This window comes from Streptomyces sp. NPDC050485, assembly GCF_044458185.1.
Lineage (GTDB): Bacteria > Actinomycetota > Actinomycetes > Streptomycetales > Streptomycetaceae > Streptomyces.
This window is the reverse complement of record NZ_JBITHR010000033.1, coordinates 38,076-55,081: the sequence shown is the minus strand read 5'-3', so window position 1 is coordinate 55,081 and position 17,006 is coordinate 38,076. Positions and strand designations below refer to the sequence as shown.

Below are 17,006 nucleotides of genomic sequence, written 5' to 3'. Positions count from 1 at the left end.
GTACAGAAGGCGCAGAGCGCCTTCTGAAAGACCGTCAGCGCAGAGCGCTGACCGGCCGGCCTGAAGGGCCGGCCGAGAGCCGGCCCGCGAAGCGGACCGGGGGCGGTAGGGGGGTACTGTCTCGAATTCGGTTCCGCTTTCCGGGAGTTGGGGTCAGAGAATGGCTGGCTAGGTGGAGGGGTTGGCCTCGTGGTCCTGGCGGGCCTTTTCTGGGGTTTCCCAACAGGCTTTCAGGTTGTCCCGGCGGTGTTTCTCTGCGGGTGATCCTGATTCCCTGTGGTGCAAGACCATTCTAAGGGGCCGGTACCCTCAAATTCAAGCTGTGTAGCGGGAATTGACGGGGTATCCACTCCCCGAACCCCTGGGGCCGCCGGTGATGTCCAGGGTGGCCCTGTAAGGGCCGTAGCGGCAGCCTACAGGGGGCACAGCGGGTCAGGGAAGGGTTTTCCGGGGTGTGGTCCATGTGGGGCTGTGGAGAGTTTTCCGGGGGCCGTTCGAGGGTGGCGTTAGATTCAGGATCCGAGTTGGGCGGTCCGTTAGATTCGGTGGAGTGGAAGGCGTTAGATCCGGGCCGCTCCAATCGGCCTATGCGGGGCGGGCGTTAGATTCGCCGGTTAGGGTGCGGGCGGCCCTTTCCGGGGGCGTTAGATTCGCGCTGCGGGTGTGCGGGGTGTTAGATCCGGGGCCGCGCGGGGGCGGGGTGGGTGGCTTCGATGGGGGGCGGTCGGGTGGGCTGCGCGGGTCGGTCCGGGGTGGGGTGGTGGTCGCCGGGGGCGGGTTGGGTGGGGTGAGGTTTCTAGTTGGTGGGTGGTTTGGTGAAGCGTGGTGGGGCGATCCCGTTCCGATGTTGCGTATTCACGCTTCGATGTGTACTGTAGTTATCACGAGGTCGGGGGAACGAAGAACCGGCCGAGAAACCACCAACTGACCCTGATGGAGGGGACCCTCATGTCCGGTACCAAGACGTTCACCACCCCGGCCGGTAACACCTACTCGTACGCGGTCGAGACCGGCGAGAACGGCGAGGCGGTCTACGACCTGTCCCGCGTCCTCCAGGACGGGGTCTTCCCGATCGGCACCGTCGTGGTCCACCCCAACTGGGAGCTGTTCCCGAAGACCGAGGGTCTGCTGAACGTCCAGTTCGGCAAGGGCAGCGGCACCGACCGCCACGAGCGGACCGACGCCCCGAAGCTGGGCGACATGGAGCTCCCGTACGTGGTCGGCAGCCACCTGGTCAACCCCGCCGACCTGACCCCCGCCACGGACAACGCGGGTACACCGCTGCTCAAGTTCCGCAAGCGCATGCTCGGGGCGGCCTACCCGACCAACTCCCCCGCCGAGAACGCCAGCCAGGACACCTTCGAAAAGGTCCGCGACCTCATCACCGCACTGGTCACCACCTACCAGACCGACAAGACCACCCCCAAGCGCGAAGCCACCTACACCAAGTTCCTCAACAACCAGCGCGCCGAAGCCATCCAGACCCAGATCACCCAGCTCGACGACAAGGCCCAGGCACTCACCCTCTACCGCGCCGAACTCATCGAAAAGCTCAACGGATACAAGACCAACTAACACCCCAACCAGGGCAGGGCGGCCCCCAACCCCACCAACCCCCACCAGGGGCCGCCCCACGCCCCACAAGCCCAGCCCCAGCCACCCCCCACCCAAAGCCCGGCCCGGGGCTCACCCGCCCCCACCGGGCCCCCGGGGCCGGGCCACCCCGATCGCGAAGAGAAGAGGTGTAGGCACCATGACGGTCTACTGGGTGTTCGTACCGCAGACGGGGCCGCAGTTGCGAACAGGAGGGATGGAGTTCGCGCCGAACCTGGCCGTACCCAGCTCGGCGCTGCAGATGCGAGTGAAGAACAAGGTCAGCCGGGTGTACTACGACGGTGTACTCCGGACTCCCAAACAGCAGCCACTGGAGCATTTTCCGAGCGCAGACAGATCCGCCAGGATGCTCGTATGGCGACGCCCAGCGTCAGATCCGGTGCCCGCCCTGACCGAGCCCCCCGACGAGGTGTGGACGCTATCGAGCGGCGGACGAGTCATTCGACACCCCCCGAGCGCCGCAGGCAAGAACTGAAACGACGGGGCCCCAGGCCCTGAATTACGCCACGCTACCGACCCCAGGGCCCACCGCCGACTGTCCACCACACACCCGCAAGGACTTCCAGTGACACAGCCAATCTTCACCACGCGAGAATGCGAATGGCTCGACGAAGCGCTTGGAGCGCTCAGCGACGTCGCCGGTGAAACACTTAGCGACGAGACTGCGGCGGAACTGCAAGAACTGAACTTCAAAATCTGGCGCTTGGGACCGGAGCGACAGCGCGACCGCCAGCCCGAGATACGCACTTGCCCCGGATGGGGCGCGCAGTGCGGCAACGAGACGACAGGGGAAGCGGACCTCTGCCCCGACTGCCACATGGGGCGCCTCGACGCGCAGTCTCCCCGCATTCCTCTCTAACCCCTCCTCCACACGGTCCCGTGCCGGGACCACAGACCAGGGCCGGGCAGCCTCAACCCCTCCGGGGGCCGCCCGAGCCCACCACCGGACGGGCCCCGGCCCACACCCCCTCCAACGCGGGGCCGGGGCCCGGCCACCCTCAGCCCCCGGCCGCCAAACCAGCCGGGACGTCAGCCAGCACCGAAAGGGCACCCGATGACTACCAACGAGATCGCGGAGTTGCTTGGCCGCGCGGCAAGCGGCGACCCTGAGGCCGCCGCCGCGTTCAGGCGAGCGCGGGCGCTGCGAGTCCACGCGGCGGAACGCGTCAACGCCAGCGCACGGACCGCCGCATGGCGAATGATCCGGAAGGCTTCCTAAGGTCGGCCTCGCGCCCCTCCCCTCCCTTCCTCGCGCCCCACTCAGCGTCTCGCTGGGTGGGGCCGTTTGCGTTCCGCAGCCCTTCCCCGCTTCCCCGCTCCAACTTCACCGGCCCGCGCTTGGCACCCTCCCGGTCCGCTGACTCCTCACGATCGCTACGCCTTGCCCTTGGGGCTCTGGTCCGCTCTGACTTGTCATCCGTCCCGCTCTCGTCTGTCCCCGTCTCCTTAGCTGGTCTCTTCGGTTCTGGTGCTCTTCGGCTTCGTCGTCTCGCTCTTGTCCGTCTGGTTGCTCTCGCTGTTCGTCTGCTCCTCTTCCGCTTCCTCCTCTCCTCTCGCTGTCCTCCTCTCGACGTCAGTTCCTCAGCTCTCACCTTTCCGCCGACTCTCCTTTCCTTCGTTCTGTCATCGCTTCCCTCCTGTCGTTCGCCTGTGGCTCTCTTCGCTCAGTCCTCAGTTCCCTTGGGGTCTCTTAGAGAAGTAGTCGGCGCTCCCCAACCCCCTTGACCATCCTCCTGAAGTGCAGGTTTCCGCGTCGATGGCGCAGCGTGGGGGCAAGTTGCAGAGCAAGCTGAAAGGCAAGTTCTAGAGCAAGTTCTAGAGCAACTTGTGGGGCAAGTTGTAGGGCAAGCTGGCCTCTGACGGTGGTCTGCGGGGCCAAGTCCTGTCCGTCGCGGGGGGGGGGGGGGGGGGGGGGGGGGGGGGGGGGGGGGGGGGGGGGGGGGGGGGGGGCGGCGGGGGGGGGGGGGGGGGGGGGGGGGGGGGGGGGGGGGCGGGGGGGGGGGCGGGGGGGCGCCCCCCCCCCCCCCCCCCCCCCCCCCCCCCCCCCCCCCCCCCCCCCCCGGCGGTTGGGCTCTCTGGTGAGGGGAGGAGAAATCTCCCTCCTTTCCATGGGGGAGATTTCTCAGTTGCCATGGGGGAGATTTCTCTCCCTCTAGAGTCAGGGGAGAGAAATCACAGTCCGAGGGAGCGGCCCCCGGGACTACCGGCGCCTGCGCAGGTTGGGCGTGCAGCTCGGCGCCGGCGGTGCCGCCCGGGACGCGGTGGGGTCATGCTCCCTGCGGCGCCACGCTGGCCGCGACGGGCTCGCCGTCGGAGATGCGCCCGTCGAGGCAGAGCTCGCGGTAGCCGGTCGTGTAGGTGAAGCCGTGTCCTTCGCAGGTGGCGCAGTCCGGGGCGTGGCCGGTGGGGGCGCCGAGGCAGAGGATCGGTTCCTGGTGGACGGCAGTGTAGATGCCGTCGCCGTGGCAATCCCAAGTGAGCACGGTGAGGACTTCCCCGGTACCGGCGCAGCCCCCTGCGCAGTCGTGCGGGTGTGGGTCGCCTTCTTCCTGGTCGTCGAGGTCGCGGAAGGCGTCTAGGAGGTAGGCGCGGGCGCGGAGGTCGTTCAGGGCGGGCCGACTGTCGAGGGTCCGCAGGGCGTGGCCGGCTGTGGCTGCGGCTGCCGCCGCGGCGTTGTCTGTCGTGGCTGTGGAGGTGGCCCAGTCGAGGAGGAGTCCGCGGGTGATGAGGTGTCGACGTTGTTCGTCGGCGACGTCGACAGCGGGGAAGCGGGGCGAGCGGCTGAGGGCGGCCCAGGCGTAGCTGTCGAGCATCTGGTGGACCAGCCACGGGCCCGGTCGGTTGATCGGGTACCGGGGTGGCAGAGAGTCGTCTGTGACGTGAGCTGTTCGGCATGAGTCGCCGTGGCTGTGGTGGTGGAGCCGGGCGTACTGGGCGCGCAGGTGGTTGAGGCCGTTGCGGGGGTGGTCGTCGAGGGCCAGGCCGTCGACTTTACGGAGGAGCTCGCCGTGGTCGCGGGCGGCTTCGTAGAAGTCGGGGTCTCGGGTGCGCAGGGCGAGGACGTCGCAGAGCGCGCCGGCGTGGAGGAGCTGCAGGCGGCGCAGGGCAAGGGTGGTGGTGCTGTCGGGGTCGTGTTCGCGGGCATAGGTGAGGCGGTGGTGCGCCCATCGGGCTTCGAGGATGAGCCGGGTGATGGAGGGGCGTTCGTCGCGGTATGCCTTGACGACGTGTTCGGGGTGGAGGATGACGGGCACGAGGAGTCGCTTTCAGGTCGGTCGGCGGTTGGCAGGCTAGGGGTTGGCGTCGCGCCCTGGGTCAGGCGGGAGTGGAAGGGCGTGTCGCGGCGACGTCGGCCAGGCGGTCGAAGTGGGCGCTGCGCGGGGCTGCGGCTCTGAAGACACGGTGCGCGGCACCGGCTGGAGCATCGGGCAGGGCGAAGACGCGGCCGCGGTTGAGGAGGGTCAGAAGGCGGGCGGCGTGGAGCTCGCATCCGTCAGCGCCGGTGTTGCCCGCATCGAGCACGGTGACGGTTACGGGGGTGAGATCCAGCGGCAGGGCTGCGGGGCAGTGAGTCATCGCTCCTCATCTGATTGCGTCGGGGTAGTGCGGGGCCATCCGGGGGTTGGCCCCGCATCGGGGTGGTCGGGACAGGCGGTGGTGGGGCGTGTAACTGGTCGCGTGGCAGCGGGTCGCCGGGGAGAAGAACACGTCGGTCGGGTGGGCTCCGGGTGATGGGGTCAGAGGAGGCCGAGGGTGGGCAGCACGCCGCAGCCTTCGTGGCTGATGGGCCAGGCGATCTCGGTGTTGGCCGGACGCCAGTGGTTGGCGACGCGGGCGTGCTGGGGGTTGAGCTTGACCGTCATCTCGGTCCGCCAGTTCCTGAACTTGTCGCGTTTGGCGTCCGGGTTGGTGACGGTCATCTGCACGCCTTGGTTGTCAACGACCTGGTCGCCAGCCTGCACACCTTCGAGGAGGGCCGCTTCGACGTAGACCCTGGCGTTGAGGAACTGCTCGTAGAAGGCCGAGCGGCGTTGGATGGCGCGTCGGGTGCGCGGGGTTCTGTCGTCTACGGCGCGGCCGTGGAGCCGGAGGAGTTCGCGGTAGTTGCGGAGGTACGCGGTGCGTTGGGCGGCGGGGCGGTCAGGGGTGGAGAGCATGTCGGTGACCTCTAGGCGGAGGGTGTCGTAGATGGCCGCCCGGTGGATCGGGTAGAGGCAGAGGGCGACATCTACTCCGAAGGGCGTGGCGTAGACGCGCTGGACGGTGGACCGTCTCCCGTAGTGGCCTCGCACCGTTTGGCTGAGCAAGGGTGAGTCGGGGACGGGGTGCAGCTCGGGGTGGAGGAGGTGTTCGTAGGGGTCGACGTCGCCGGGCGGACGCGCTGGCATGAGGGTCTCCTTGGGATGGTCGCTCAGATCCGGTCGTGGAGATCGGTGTCGTCGTAGATGGCCTTGGGGACTTTCTTCCAGCCGGTGCGGCTGCCGTCGCGGAGCTTGAGCTCCCACGTGCCGTCTTGCCAGTGGCGGCCGGACTCCTTCCGGCCTGTGTACTGGCGCTCGCACTGCTTGGTGGGCTGTGTGCTTCCCGGGTTCGAGCTGGGAGAGTTGGGCTTGGTTCCGGATGCTCCGCCGGTCGTGAGCGACTTGCCGGGCTGTGTGCCGCCGGAGGTACCCGATGACGAGCTGTTTGTGTCGGTCTTGCGGGTGCGGCCTGACGAGCCGGACTTGCCGCCGCTGCTGCTGGATCCGCCGGAGCGGCCGGTGGTGAACGAACTGGTGCGGATCGTCGTGCAGTTCTCGCGGTCGACGTCTTCGTAGTCGACGATCCAGCGGCCAGTGTTGGCTCGCTTGTCGATGACCTCGCCGTGCTGGACGGGCTTTTCGGCGCAGCCGGTCAGGACGAGGGCAGCGCCCGCGACGACGGTGCCGATTATCAGGGTGCGGGGCGTAGGCACGATGGACTCCAGGGCGGTGTGTGGGTGCGCTCGTCTGCTACAGGTGCTTTCAGCGGGCGGCGTGTGACACGGATCCGGAACTTTCTCCGTCCGCAACGACACTACATATTGAAACAACAATAGGCAACATCTAGTTGGGGTCCCGACGCCTCACTCGTTGCGGCACTTGGTGCCGGGCATCGCTCGGTGCTTCAGCATCTCGTCCGGAACTTCAACAAGGAGACGCCTACTTGGCGTTGGCCCAGGTCAGGGAGGTGAGCCCTGCCGTCAGAGTGCGGATGCTGAAGGACTGGATGAGATGGAACGAGGCTTCGGCAGTGCGCTACGAAACTTCAGCGCGCAGGTCAGGGACCTGTCCCGCTGAAGTCCCGGATGACCCCCGACACTTGGAGTTGAAGCAGTGCGGGTCCGTCCCGGCCCTCAGGCGCCGCAGCGAAGGCCGCCGGTCAACGCACCATCTGGATGACCCAGGCGAGCAGGCACACAACGGCGATGATTGCCCACATGCGCAGGGCGGCCGGGTCCTTCGCGATCGGCTTGGCGTTGGACTCGAAGACCTCGGCTGTCGGGACCATTCCGGGGTGAGCGGTATCCCGGTGCTCGTCGCGCTTGGCGGCGGCCTGGTCCTTCGGTAGCCATCCGGTCGTCTCCCTGCACAGGCCGCACTCGTACCGCCACGCCACCGCAGGGCCCCTTCCGCCGATACTCCGGTCTGGTGCGACGGTACCGGTGGTTGCACCCCATGGGATGGGAACGGGCCGGTAGAACGCGGTAGATGGGCGCCGTAGAGGCATCTAGCGCGGCGATAGATCCGCAGGTCAGCCGGTCGTAGAGGTGACCGGTAGACGGTTGGCTGGCCCCCTTCCGGGGAGGGGAGTGGCGGTCGCGGACGGCCGGTTGTCAGCGGCGGAGGTGCCCCTTCCAGCCAGCGCCGGAAGGGGGCGGGGGAAGGGCGGTTCAGCCGGCTCCTGCAGGGGGTTGTGCGAGGGTGATTTCGAGGGGTGGGGCGGGGGGCTCGGCGGCGGGTGCGGCGGGGGCGTTGAGGGTGCCGTCGAGGACGAGCTGAGGGGGGAGGCGGACAGCCCGGCCGAGGGCGTGCTCGAGGTCGTCGACGTGGACTCCGAAGTAGTTCCGGCCCCGGATCCCCATCTGAGTGCGTACAGGGATGCCGAGGGTCTTGCACTTCTGTCTCAGCATGGGCTCGGTCCAGTCGGCCAGTATCCCGGCCGAGTGGAGGATCTTGAGCAGGGTGTCGGTGTGGACGCCCTTTCGGTCACCTTTGGGGTCCGTGCGGACGGCGAAGGCGACGTTGTGCTCGACGAACAAGCCAAATGCCGCGTCGGCTTCCGCGGGGCTGGCCACGGGCGTCTCGGGTTCTGGGTGCTCCTCCCCCGCATTTTCATGATCATTTAGGGTGCTGGGTTCGAGCGGCTTTTCCTCGGCCGGGGCGGGATCGGGGGCAGCTTCCAGGTCCTTCACCGTGCGCCCGGCCGACAGGCCGGTGCGGACGGCGACCGCGGTGACCAGGACGAAGGCGGTGCCGCCGTAGGCGTACCACAGCCCTGGATGCTTCTCAGCGACGTAGATGGCGATGTAGCCGGTGACGCCGAGGGCGAGCAGGCGGACGCCGAAGCCGCCGCTCTCCTTGTCGCCGGCGCGCAGCCAGGCGCCGACGTAGCGCAGCACGACCATGGTGGCGTTGGCCACCACGGGCACCTCGCGGACGAACGGGATCTCTTCAAGGGTGGGCCGCCTGGGCTTCTGTTTGGCGGTCTTGGTCTCGTCTGGTTTGCCGGTCATGCGCCCACCAGGGACAGCGCGGCGGTGGCGACGGCGATGATCGCCCTCCAGACGGAGAACTGGGCGGCTGACATGGCGGCGGCGGTGAGCATCCCCCACAGGGCTCCGGTGAACGGCACGATCGGCGCGAACGCGGACAGCACGAGCAGGATGAGCACCACGGCGGTCATGCTGCCGACGCCCAGATCGGGGTTCGCGGCCACCTGGCGCGGGATGTCCTGGATGGCGGTTCCGAGGTCGTGGGGCCAGGAGTCGGCGCGCAGGAAGGCGAGCTCGGCGAAGAAGCCGACGGCCTGGGCCGGGCCTCGGGCCAGCTTCTTCTTGCCCTTGCCCTTGATGCCGTAGATCAGCATGACGATCAGGACGATGCTGATGCCGGTGGCGGAGATCGGGCCGAGGGCGCTGGTTCCGGCCCCGGCGGCGAGCAGGCTGGTCACGGGTCTTCCTAGAGGGTGGGGGCGGAGAAGAGCAGGACGGCGATTCCGGCGGAGGCGACCGGGATGTGGGTGAGGAAGCGGACTGCGGCGCAGAACGAGGGCAGCCGGTGGAGCCACTTCTCTACGAAGGAGGTGATGGCGCCGCCGGCGATCGCGGCGAGCAGGATCACGCCGGCGCCGACGATGAACGGTGTGGTCGGTTCGTTGCTGCTGGCGGCAGCGTCGTGCATGACTGCGAGCGTCCACTGGGGCAGGCCGGTGTCCCATCGGGCGGTGAGCATGCCCCCGCCCCAGGCGCCGACGGCCGCGGCTGATCCGTTGTGCAGGATGAACCGCTGCCATGGCGTGAGCGAGGCCCACCAGCTGGTCAGGGAGCTGCGGTTGATGCGGCGTGGGCCTGTCCCCTCGTCTGCGGGCGGAGCGAGGGTGTCGGGTCCGGAGCCGTAGTAGTGGTTATGGACCTCGTGGGCGCCCGGGTCCGGTACCTGCGGATCGGCCTTCTTCTGGACGCGGAACCAGTCGGGTTTGTCGTGCACCGGCTCCTGGCCCTCGTCGCCGGGGTCCGTGACGGTCGGGGCGTCGACCTTGTTCCGGCGCCGGGGGGCGTAAGGCGGCCAAGGGACCTTCGGCGCCGCGCCCGCCGCGCGCCCGTCCTGGCGCGGTGGCCGGTCGGCGGGGGCCTCCTGGTCTTCGGCGAGCGTCGGTTCGTCCGCCGGAGCCTGCTGTGCAGGGGGGTCGGTGAGCTCGATGGTCTTTCCGGGCGCGGGGAGCCGGCCGCCGCCGCGCGTCGTGGAGATCAGCCGGGTGAGGGTACCGGGCCGTTCCGGTTCGGGTTGCTCCGCGGGCGGTGCAGGGGCGTCTTCGACTCTCTGCTCGGCGTGGCCGACGGGCCGGACGCCGATGCGGGACAGGACGCGGCGCAGCTGTGTCTCGTCGGCGCCCACGGTGTCCTTGGTCTCGGGTGCCGGAGCCGGTTCCTCACCGGTTGTCTCGTCGGGCGTCTGGTTGCGCCGGCCTCGGGCGAAGGGGGTGATGCTCACCGGGTGCTCCCCTGGCTGAAGGTGGGGCGCGGGACGAGCATCAGGCGGGGCCGGCCGTGCTGCGGCATGGCGCCGGCGGCACGGGCCGCCGTACGGGCCTCCGGCACCGGGCGGCGGGACGCTGCGAGGAGTGCGAGGGCTTCGTTGACGTGCTGGTCGAAGGAGGTGGCGGGCATGGTGGTCCTCACGGTCGTGCTCGTGGGCGGCCTTCGGGCGCCCTGCGGAGCGGGGCGTCAGGGCAGGTGTCGGGTGCCGGCTGTGGCGGGGACGAGGAGACCGCTGTCGTGCTGCTCGTAGCGGTCGCCCACGCGCGGATCGAGAGGGGAGAGTCCGTCGAGGGGCGGCAGTTGGCCGGCTGACGGTGGGGCCGCCGGGTGGGCCTCAGGGTCCGGGACCGGACGCAACGCCTCGTTCGCGATGGCGAGTGCTTGGTCGAAGTGATCCGGCTCGCCGTCGGCGATACCGCGCGTGGCGGCGGCATGGGCTTTGATCGCCTCGGGCAGCCACTCGTCTTGGGTTTCCAGGAACCGCGTGGCCCGCGGGTTGCCGATGCCGACGGCGTCGGCGGTCTTGTTGATGCTCCAGGCGAACTTGCCGTCATCGTTGCGCGGGACGGTGGCGACCAGGGCGGCCATGACCTCCGCGTCGGTCTTCGGCCTCGCGCGTGGTGCATCATCCTGCTCGTCGTCGACGTCCGGGTGCGGCAAGGGGGTGTCGCCGTCGTCGATGTCGCCTTCGGGCTCGCCACCCTCACCCATCCCGGCCTTGACCTGGTGGTTTTCGCTATCCACCGGGTGGGATGAGGGCACAGGATGGGGTTGTGCGACCTGGGATGGGATGGTCGGGATGGTGCCGATCAGGGTGTTGAGGATGCCCTCGAATGCGACGGGATTCCTCAGGTTCATCCCGGCGATGTCGGACTGGCGTACGCGCAGCTGCAGTCGGGCAACGACGCGGTTCAGGATGACAGGGTCGGAGCATCCTGCCCGTTCGCTGGCATCCTGGGCGCGGGCGTCGGCGTGCATCTCGGCGAGGCGGTATGCCCAGCGGGTCATCCTGGCGGTCCGCTTGACCGCGTCCTGGGCGCGGCGCAGCCGGTACCAGCGGTAGGCGGCCCGGGAGATGCGGACCTCCACGGTGGCGTCTTCCTGGGCCAGGTCCTGGCGGGCGGCGAGCAGCAGCGCGACGCGGAAGGCCTCGACGGGGTGGAGCAGTCGCACCAGGGCGATGCGGCGGTCCGGACGTCCGCCCTTGGTGCGGGCGGCGCGGCGCTCTTCGAGCGAGCCGATTTCCCAGAGCACGGCGGCCAGGACCGGCCAGACAGCGCGGACAGCGCCGCCGAGGAGGGATCCGGCTTCGGCCGCGGAGAAGACGGCGCTGATGACGGCGAGGATCCAGAAGAGTGCTCCGGACAGGCCGGGTCCCTCGCCGTCGCGGGCCCGGCGGCGGGCTCGGCGGCCGCAGACCATGGCCGCGACGTCGAGCGCGACGAAGGGCAGGAGATCGAACGGGGCGTCCAGGCCCATCTGGTGGCGGCCGACGCGGCGCAGACCGGTGGCCGACAGGGCGGCTGCGGCTGCGGCGATGACGACGGTGAGCAGGTCCTCGACGCGTCGGCCGCGGCGGTCGGCGGCAGCGGCGCGCTCGTCGTCGGTAAGTGCGGCCAGGGCAACGCGGCGCCGGCGCAAGGCGATTGCTGGCCCGAGGGTGAGGACGAGCGTTCCGAGGACGAACTGCCAGCTGCCGAGGAGTTCGGCCAGGGCCACGCCGCGGGGGGCGAGGTCGTGTGTCACGGGGAGTCCCTCCGGGCGAGGTTGCTGGCCGCTTCGGCGGCCCGGGTGCGCGCCGGTTCGTCGGTGGGCGGGGTCGGGTCCTGGGTGATCCAGTCCCTGTAGGCGTCGCGCTCGGCGGTGGCCTGGCGGAGCAGGACCAGGAGCAGCACGGTGAGCGGGTTGGCGGGCGGTACGTCGGCGCCGGCGGGTACGAGGACGGGGAGTAAGTGGACGTCGTCGCGGTGGGCGAGGGCGCTGACCAGGGCCCGGTTGAGGGCGTGTTCGTCGCCGGCGGGGGTCATGCGGCGGCCGTCCAGCCGGCGGCGCGGCGGTGGGCGGCGACGAGCTCGTCGCGGTGGCGTGCGGCCTCGTGGATGTTCTCGATGTTCTCCAGGCGCTTCTCGGGCTTCCCGGAAGAGCCGAGGTACTGGCCGGTGAGCCGCTGCAGTTCGGCGCCCGCGGCGATGCGGGCGCGCTGCTCGACGGTGGCACGCTCGTCTGCGGCACGGGCGCGCTGCAGCCTGGTGGTCTCGGCCATCAGCCGGCGTTGGAGTTTCTCCGGGGCCAGGCCGCCGCGGACTCCGACGGTGTCGTCGGTGCGGAGCGCGAGCTCGGCGCATGCGGCCCGTACCGGGCAGACGGTGCAGTGGTCGCGGACGGTCCGGGTGCGGCGCTGGTGCCAGTCGGCGTCCGGTTCGCCGTCCTCCTGGTAGAAGTTGTCGACGTCCGGCTGGACGGTGTGGCACACCGAGTGGGTGATGGCCCGGCGCAGTTGCGGAGCCCGTAGCTGCTGAGCGATGAGACGGCCGTCGTGGCCGGCCAGGTATCCGTCGGCGACGAGGTCGTCGAGGGGCTCGGTGTCGGCGATGTACTGGGCGATGCCGTCCTCGGTGATTCCGCGGGCGCGGGCCGGCGCCGGCGGGTGGGCTGCCATCATGGTGTTCACGCGTTCTCATCTCCTGTGACGAATCTGGTGGGTGAGGCGCGCTCACGGCCTCCGGGGGGACCAGCCCCGGGGGCCGCTTGCTTTTCAACACGCCATCTGCCTTAACTGCCTTAATGCAGATGCGTCAGATGATGCATGCGAATGGCGATCACGTCAAGGAAGAGGTGGAGCACGTGAGCCGGGAGCTCTGGCGGGTGCGGCAAGATGTGCCCATGACGTCCCATCACCCGCACGAGCAGGTCGCGGCCGCGCTGCGCGCCGACATCCTGAGCGGCAGGTTGACACCGGGTGAGAAGCTCCCCGGTCAGCGCGAGTTGGGTGAGCAGTACGACGTCGCCCCGAACACCATGGCCCAGGCCCTGCGACTCCTCGAAGAGGAGGGCTTGGTCGAGATGGCCCCGCGCCGCCGAAGCCGAGTGCTGCAGCCGGCCGCCGCCCTGGAGGCCCGGCTGCACGAGGACGGGCTGGTCCGGCCGACGGATGCCGGCAGCAGCGGCCACAACGACCTCAGGACCGGGAGCCCCGGCACCGACGCGGCCGCAGTCGAGGCCCTGGCCCTCGCCCCGGACGCCGCGCTGTCCGTCCGGCAAGCGGTGCTGCTGCAAGCCGGCGCTCCGTGGGCGCTGCAGACCCTCTTCACCCCGGAGGCGATCGAGGCGTTGGGAGCCGAGGCCGCCACCCTCGCACCGTTCACGGCGGGCCCGCTCCGGATCGAGAACAGCCACACCAACCGCTGGACAGCAAGGTCTGCCACCACCGAGGAGTGCTCGCTCCTCAGATCCAAGGGCGGCACCCCTGTATTCGAGATCCGAAGAGTCGGCTTCACAGAAGAACGCCCAACTTCATACCTGTTGACGGTAGTACGGGCGGATCGCGTGACCATCCGTACAGGAAGCGGCACTTAGTAGCGCCCTGCGTCAACTGCCCCTTTTGGCTGCACTTTTGAATGCCGAGCTCACAACGTGCTGAGTGCGTGTGCACGACGGCCGTCAGGGGATAGGCTGACTTTCGCTTGATCCACTACGCCTCGTCCCCGGGCCCCCGGCGCACAGCGCCGAGGCTGAGCCCCGCGAACCGAGAAGGCGGTTCTCCCATGACCAGTTCCGCGCAGATCCCGAGCCGTTTCACCGCGCCGGGCGCGGCGCTGCCGTGGGCGCTGCCCGGCACGCTCGGGCCCGAACATGCGAAAGCCCCCTGGAAGGGGGAGTTGAGGATGTCGTAGATCTTCCGGGCGGGCGCCTCTAGCAAGGCTGCTCCTCGCCCCTCTCCGCCGGCTTCGGAGTTAGCAGCTCCTCTGCCGGCCGTCACCGCTCAGTCCTGGGTTAGCAGCCCATTTTGAGCGAGGGCCAGACCGAATGGTCCGGCAATTACTGCCCTCCAGCAGCAATCCCCCCGAGGGGGTTTGTCGTTTCCCGGGGCGACCCGGGAGAACGGGGTCCATCTTGCAGTACACCTATGCCCTTTGTCAGCTCGGACGCCACCGAAGCACGCCGTTCACGGCGGATTTTCGCCCGTCCGTGACGTCCGGTCGACGCAGCGTGCTCGCGCACTCGGTCCCGGTTTCGGCCCCGGACTGCCGTGGCGTGCAGGTCTCCAGCGGTCTGCCCTTGACCAGCGCCAGCCGGTCCCCCTTGACCAGCAGCGCCGACGCCTCGCTCGCGACGCCTGCCCGGAGGCTGTTCACAGGCCTGGTCAAGGGGGTCTGCCGCCGCCGGGAGCACCCCCTTGACCTGCAGGTCACAGGCTCGCCAGGGATTTCTTCGGCCGGACTGTCACACCGTCGGCCTTTCCGACACCCGTAGCAGCTGAAGGGCCTGTTCCTTCAGATCCCGTCCGAGTGCCTCTGGCCAGACCCCAGACCGCGCGTCCCTTGCCGGACGCCGTCGAGACCCAGCGCACCCCAGTCGCCGCTCCGCGGCACCGGTGCGCCAGGAGAAGCGTGCCCCGCACAACAGCACGACCGACCAGCCCGCCGACGGGCGGTCAGGCGCGCCCTCAGCGCCGCCAGCGGGTGAAGGTGCCCCTGCGCCTCGTCGCCAACGCGCACTATGCCGACGTCGCGCTGACCGCGTACGTGAAGATCGCCGCGCTGGCGTCGCGTCCCGAGGGGTGCACGGCGGCGACCGTGACCATCGCGGAGTACCTCGGGCTGTCGAAGTCGTCCGTCGAGCGCGGCATGACGCAGCTGATGCGGCCCGGGCCCGACGGCGTCATCGAGTTGTCCTCGACCCGCCGTTCCCTGCCCGGCGGGTGCGGCACCTCGGCACGACGCCGTGCCCGGCCGCTGTCCGCGACCGAGCGGTTCGTATGGATCCCGGTGGCCGCGTCCGAGGACCTCACCCCGCGCCAGCTGCGCGCGTACGCACTCATCGCCTACGCCCAGGCCCAGCGGATCCCGCTCACCGAGTCGGAGATCGCAGGCGCGCTCCATCACCACAGCGGTCGGCGGGCCGGCCAGCCGCTCACCACCGCAGCCGCCGGGGAGATCGTCGACGAGCTGGAGGCGACGCGGTGGATCACCGTGGAGCGGCGGGCCGGCGTACGCGGCCGCCACCACTTCATCGCCCACGACATCCCGTCCGCCCTTGCCCAGGACCTGGTCTGTGGACAACCGTCCGCTACGGGCATCAGGCCCCCCTCCACCCCAGGTCCTGGTGAGGGATCGGGTTCCTCGGCTGGTGAGGGATCACTCGCGAACAAGGAAGAACCTAGGACTGACCGACCTGATGACGAGCGAGCCCCCCTCTCACCCGCCGTAGGCGAAGTACAGGTAGGTGAGGGTGTGGAAAAACCTGGTGCGCAACTGCCGCGCGTCGAGGGCAAGGGCGAGCTCGCGCTGCGCGCGGATAACCACCAGACCCCCTTGACCAACCCCTTGACCAGTCCCTCGGCCACCCCCTTGACCACCCGCACCGGCGCCTACAGCGGACCTGAGCTCACCATCAGCGCCCGGGTGCACGCCGTCCTTGAGCCGGTGCACCGGCTCTTCCGGCAGACCAGCGTCTACATGCAGCGGCGTATCGCCCGCGAAGTCGGCCGCCAGCTGCGCTCCGGCGTTGACGACGACCGGCTGAGGCGCCGTCTGGAGACGCGGGCCTGCCGGACGTTCGCCGACGAGATCCGCGATCCCGGCCGGTGGATTCTCGGCCTCGGCCTGCCGCACTGGGGCTGCGGGATCTTCGACTGCGAGGCCGGGGTCCTGTGGAGCAGCGGCCGCCGGTGCGCGGTGTGCGAGGAGATCGTCCACGACCGGCGCCGCGCCGCCGTGCAGTCCGAAGCACCCCCTTCCGCCGTCCACCCCGCCCCCACTGGCGCCGCCGTCCCGCGTCCCGCCCCCATGGCTCCCCGGGGCCGGTGCCCGGAGTGCGGCTGCGCCGTCCTGGTGCTGAACGGGGCGGAGCCGGTCCGGAGGTGCAAGCCGTGCCGCGAGGAGCACGAAGGCGCGCCCCGGCCGTCCGCAGTGCAGCCCGCGGCGTGCGGGGGTTGGGACGGCAGTGGATGCACCCGCCCGGCGCTCGGCTCCACCGGCCTCTGTGTCCGGTGCCGAACCTGCCGGATGGAGTGGGCCGCATCGTGAGCCGTCCACTCCACCGGTCGAGGCCGGCCACTCCAGGGTGGCGTCGGGTCCCACCAGGCTGCGTTTCACGTGGCCCCCGTTGACCGGCTTGCGCGAATGCCGATTTCTCCTTGACCCGCAGCCTGGTCAAGGAGAAGCCCGGGTCCCACCCCGGGCTGTGTGAAGTGGGGACGAGCGAGGGGACGGTGTGTCCGCACGCCACCGACACCGCCATCGAGACCGAGGCGCTGCCCACCTCCACCCCACTTCGGACCCTCGCGGAGACCACTCCCCATCGCCCGGCATCGCGCACTCGGTGGGCTCCATCCGGTGGAGCCGCGTACTCGGTGGAGCCCACCCGATGGAGCGCCGTCCACGCCATCGGGTGGAGCCCACTGCGCGGTGGGACCGATGGGCGCCACCCGATGGCGCGGGGGTCTGGTCCATCCACTCGGTGTGCCCCATCGGACCCGATGCACCGATGCCACCTACCCAGTGGACCGGGGGTAGCGGGTGGGCGACTGCGGCCCGGGCCGTAGCCCGGATCTCGGTGAGGGCGGCGTGTGCCGACCAGCCGGGGTGATCGCCGGCAGGCACCTTCGGCGATGTCTCCGATGCTCTCGCCGTCCCCCTTGACCAACTTCACCGCCACACGTTCGTCCGGCGGTCACCCCCCTTGACCAGCCTTGTCCCACCCCCTTGACCACGGCCCGGGCAGCTGCCGTTTCCCCTTGACCTGGGCGCGTGTCAAGGAGAAACCCGCAGGGGCCCGGCGAGCCAGAACCGTTGCGGTCGGCGCACTGCACCGACGCCGACGCTGGCCTGTCCTGCGAGGCGGAGGGCGAACAGCGGCAGTACGACGGGGCGAGCCGGGCTCCTCCCCAGGG

Annotated in this window: 17 protein-coding genes; 5 read left to right on the top strand and 12 right to left on the bottom strand. The window is 69.9% G+C overall.

Annotation, left to right across the window (positions count from 1 at the left end; all coding sequences use genetic code 11):
• Nucleotides 1–948: 948 nt before the first annotated feature.
• Nucleotides 949–1,575, top strand: coding sequence for a hypothetical protein (locus ACIBK6_RS37760; protein ID WP_399057252.1), 627 nt, complete (start codon nucleotides 949–951; stop codon nucleotides 1,573–1,575).
• Between the two features lie 604 nt (nucleotides 1,576–2,179).
• Complete coding sequence (locus ACIBK6_RS37755) at nucleotides 2,180–2,473, top strand: hypothetical protein (protein WP_399057250.1); 294 nt, start codon at nucleotides 2,180–2,182, stop codon at nucleotides 2,471–2,473.
• Nucleotides 2,474–3,881: 1,408 nt separating this feature from the next.
• Here the strand turns inward: ACIBK6_RS37755 and ACIBK6_RS37750 are convergent.
• The 12 genes from ACIBK6_RS37750 to ACIBK6_RS37695 form a co-directional block, all read right to left on the bottom strand.
• The gene (locus tag ACIBK6_RS37750; RefSeq protein WP_399057248.1) at nucleotides 3,882–4,868 is read right to left on the bottom strand and encodes a hypothetical protein; all 987 of its coding nucleotides are present in this window, start codon (nucleotides 4,866–4,868) and stop codon (nucleotides 3,882–3,884) included.
• A 61-nt stretch (nucleotides 4,869–4,929) separates the two neighbouring features.
• Nucleotides 4,930–5,190, bottom strand: coding sequence for a hypothetical protein (locus tag ACIBK6_RS37745; RefSeq protein ID WP_399057246.1), 261 nt, complete (start codon nucleotides 5,188–5,190; stop codon nucleotides 4,930–4,932).
• Nucleotides 5,191–5,351: 161 nt separating this feature from the next.
• Nucleotides 5,352–6,002: a hypothetical protein gene (locus ACIBK6_RS37740; protein WP_399057244.1), complete on the bottom strand. Its 651-nt coding sequence runs from the start codon at nucleotides 6,000–6,002 to the stop codon at nucleotides 5,352–5,354.
• Between the two features lie 23 nt (nucleotides 6,003–6,025).
• On the bottom strand, nucleotides 6,026–6,568 hold the full coding sequence (locus ACIBK6_RS37735) for a hypothetical protein (RefSeq protein ID WP_399057242.1): 543 nt from the start codon (nucleotides 6,566–6,568) through the stop codon (nucleotides 6,026–6,028).
• Nucleotides 6,569–7,014: 446 nt separating this feature from the next.
• Nucleotides 7,015–7,251 carry a hypothetical protein gene (locus ACIBK6_RS37730; RefSeq protein ID WP_399057240.1) on the bottom strand — a complete coding sequence of 79 codons (237 nt, stop codon included), beginning with the start codon at nucleotides 7,249–7,251 and terminating at the stop codon, nucleotides 7,015–7,017.
• 274 nt (nucleotides 7,252–7,525) lie between these two features.
• A complete protein-coding gene (locus ACIBK6_RS37725; RefSeq protein WP_399057238.1) occupies nucleotides 7,526–8,368 on the bottom strand; it encodes a hypothetical protein in 843 nt (280 codons plus the stop codon).
• Entirely contained in the window at nucleotides 8,365–8,805 is a 441-nt protein-coding gene (locus ACIBK6_RS37720; RefSeq protein ID WP_399057236.1) for a hypothetical protein, read from the bottom strand. The genes ACIBK6_RS37725 and ACIBK6_RS37720 overlap by 4 nt, the downstream gene beginning before the upstream one ends.
• Nucleotides 8,806–8,813: 8 nt before the next feature.
• A complete protein-coding gene (locus tag ACIBK6_RS37715; RefSeq protein WP_399057234.1) occupies nucleotides 8,814–9,845 on the bottom strand; it encodes a hypothetical protein in 1,032 nt (343 codons plus the stop codon).
• Nucleotides 9,842–10,021 carry a hypothetical protein gene (locus ACIBK6_RS37710; protein WP_399057232.1) on the bottom strand — a complete coding sequence of 60 codons (180 nt, stop codon included), beginning with the start codon at nucleotides 10,019–10,021 and terminating at the stop codon, nucleotides 9,842–9,844. Before ACIBK6_RS37710 ends, ACIBK6_RS37715 begins: the two co-directional genes overlap by 4 nt.
• Nucleotides 10,022–10,078: 57 nt before the next feature.
• Nucleotides 10,079–11,638: a DUF2637 domain-containing protein gene (locus ACIBK6_RS37705; protein WP_399057230.1), complete on the bottom strand. Its 1,560-nt coding sequence runs from the start codon at nucleotides 11,636–11,638 to the stop codon at nucleotides 10,079–10,081.
• Nucleotides 11,635–11,919 carry a hypothetical protein gene (locus tag ACIBK6_RS37700; protein ID WP_399057228.1) on the bottom strand — a complete coding sequence of 95 codons (285 nt, stop codon included), beginning with the start codon at nucleotides 11,917–11,919 and terminating at the stop codon, nucleotides 11,635–11,637. The genes ACIBK6_RS37705 and ACIBK6_RS37700 overlap by 4 nt, the downstream gene beginning before the upstream one ends.
• Nucleotides 11,916–12,554: a WhiB family transcriptional regulator gene (locus ACIBK6_RS37695; protein ID WP_399057256.1), complete on the bottom strand. Its 639-nt coding sequence runs from the start codon at nucleotides 12,552–12,554 to the stop codon at nucleotides 11,916–11,918. Before ACIBK6_RS37695 ends, ACIBK6_RS37700 begins: the two co-directional genes overlap by 4 nt.
• Nucleotides 12,555–12,775: 221 nt before the next feature.
• On the opposite strand from ACIBK6_RS37695, the gene ACIBK6_RS37690 reads away from it, so the two are divergent.
• From ACIBK6_RS37690 to ACIBK6_RS37680, 3 genes are all read left to right on the top strand, one after another.
• A complete protein-coding gene (locus ACIBK6_RS37690; protein ID WP_399057226.1) occupies nucleotides 12,776–13,468 on the top strand; it encodes a GntR family transcriptional regulator in 693 nt (230 codons plus the stop codon).
• A gap of 188 nt (nucleotides 13,469–13,656) precedes the next feature.
• Nucleotides 13,657–13,785, top strand: a complete 129-nt coding sequence (locus ACIBK6_RS37685) for a hypothetical protein (protein ID WP_399057224.1) — start codon at nucleotides 13,657–13,659, stop codon at nucleotides 13,783–13,785.
• A 717-nt stretch (nucleotides 13,786–14,502) separates the two neighbouring features.
• Nucleotides 14,503–16,140, top strand: coding sequence for a hypothetical protein (locus ACIBK6_RS37680; protein WP_399057222.1), 1,638 nt, complete (start codon nucleotides 14,503–14,505; stop codon nucleotides 16,138–16,140).
• Nucleotides 16,141–17,006 lie beyond the last annotated feature (866 nt).

Bases quoted from the DNA above. Each gene is read 5' to 3' on its own strand.
- ACIBK6_RS37710 (WP_399057232.1), bottom strand. From the start codon at position 10,021: ATGCCCGCCACCTCCTTCGACCAGCACGTCAACGAAGCCCTCGCACTC.
- ACIBK6_RS37725 (WP_399057238.1), bottom strand. From the start codon at position 8,368: ATGACCGGCAAACCAGACGAGACCAAGACCGCCAAACAGAAGCCCAGG.
- ACIBK6_RS37700 (WP_399057228.1), bottom strand. From the start codon at position 11,919: ATGACCCCCGCCGGCGACGAACACGCCCTCAACCGGGCCCTGGTCAGC.
- ACIBK6_RS37745 (WP_399057246.1), bottom strand. From the start codon at position 5,190: ATGACTCACTGCCCCGCAGCCCTGCCGCTGGATCTCACCCCCGTAACC.
- ACIBK6_RS37695 (WP_399057256.1), bottom strand. From the start codon at position 12,554: ATGATGGCAGCCCACCCGCCGGCGCCGGCCCGCGCCCGCGGAATCACC.
- ACIBK6_RS37685 (WP_399057224.1), top strand. From the start codon at position 13,657: ATGACCAGTTCCGCGCAGATCCCGAGCCGTTTCACCGCGCCGGGCGCG.
- ACIBK6_RS37690 (WP_399057226.1), top strand. From the start codon at position 12,776: ATGACGTCCCATCACCCGCACGAGCAGGTCGCGGCCGCGCTGCGCGCC.
- ACIBK6_RS37740 (WP_399057244.1), bottom strand. From the start codon at position 6,002: ATGCCAGCGCGTCCGCCCGGCGACGTCGACCCCTACGAACACCTCCTC.
- ACIBK6_RS37760 (WP_399057252.1), top strand. From the start codon at position 949: ATGTCCGGTACCAAGACGTTCACCACCCCGGCCGGTAACACCTACTCG.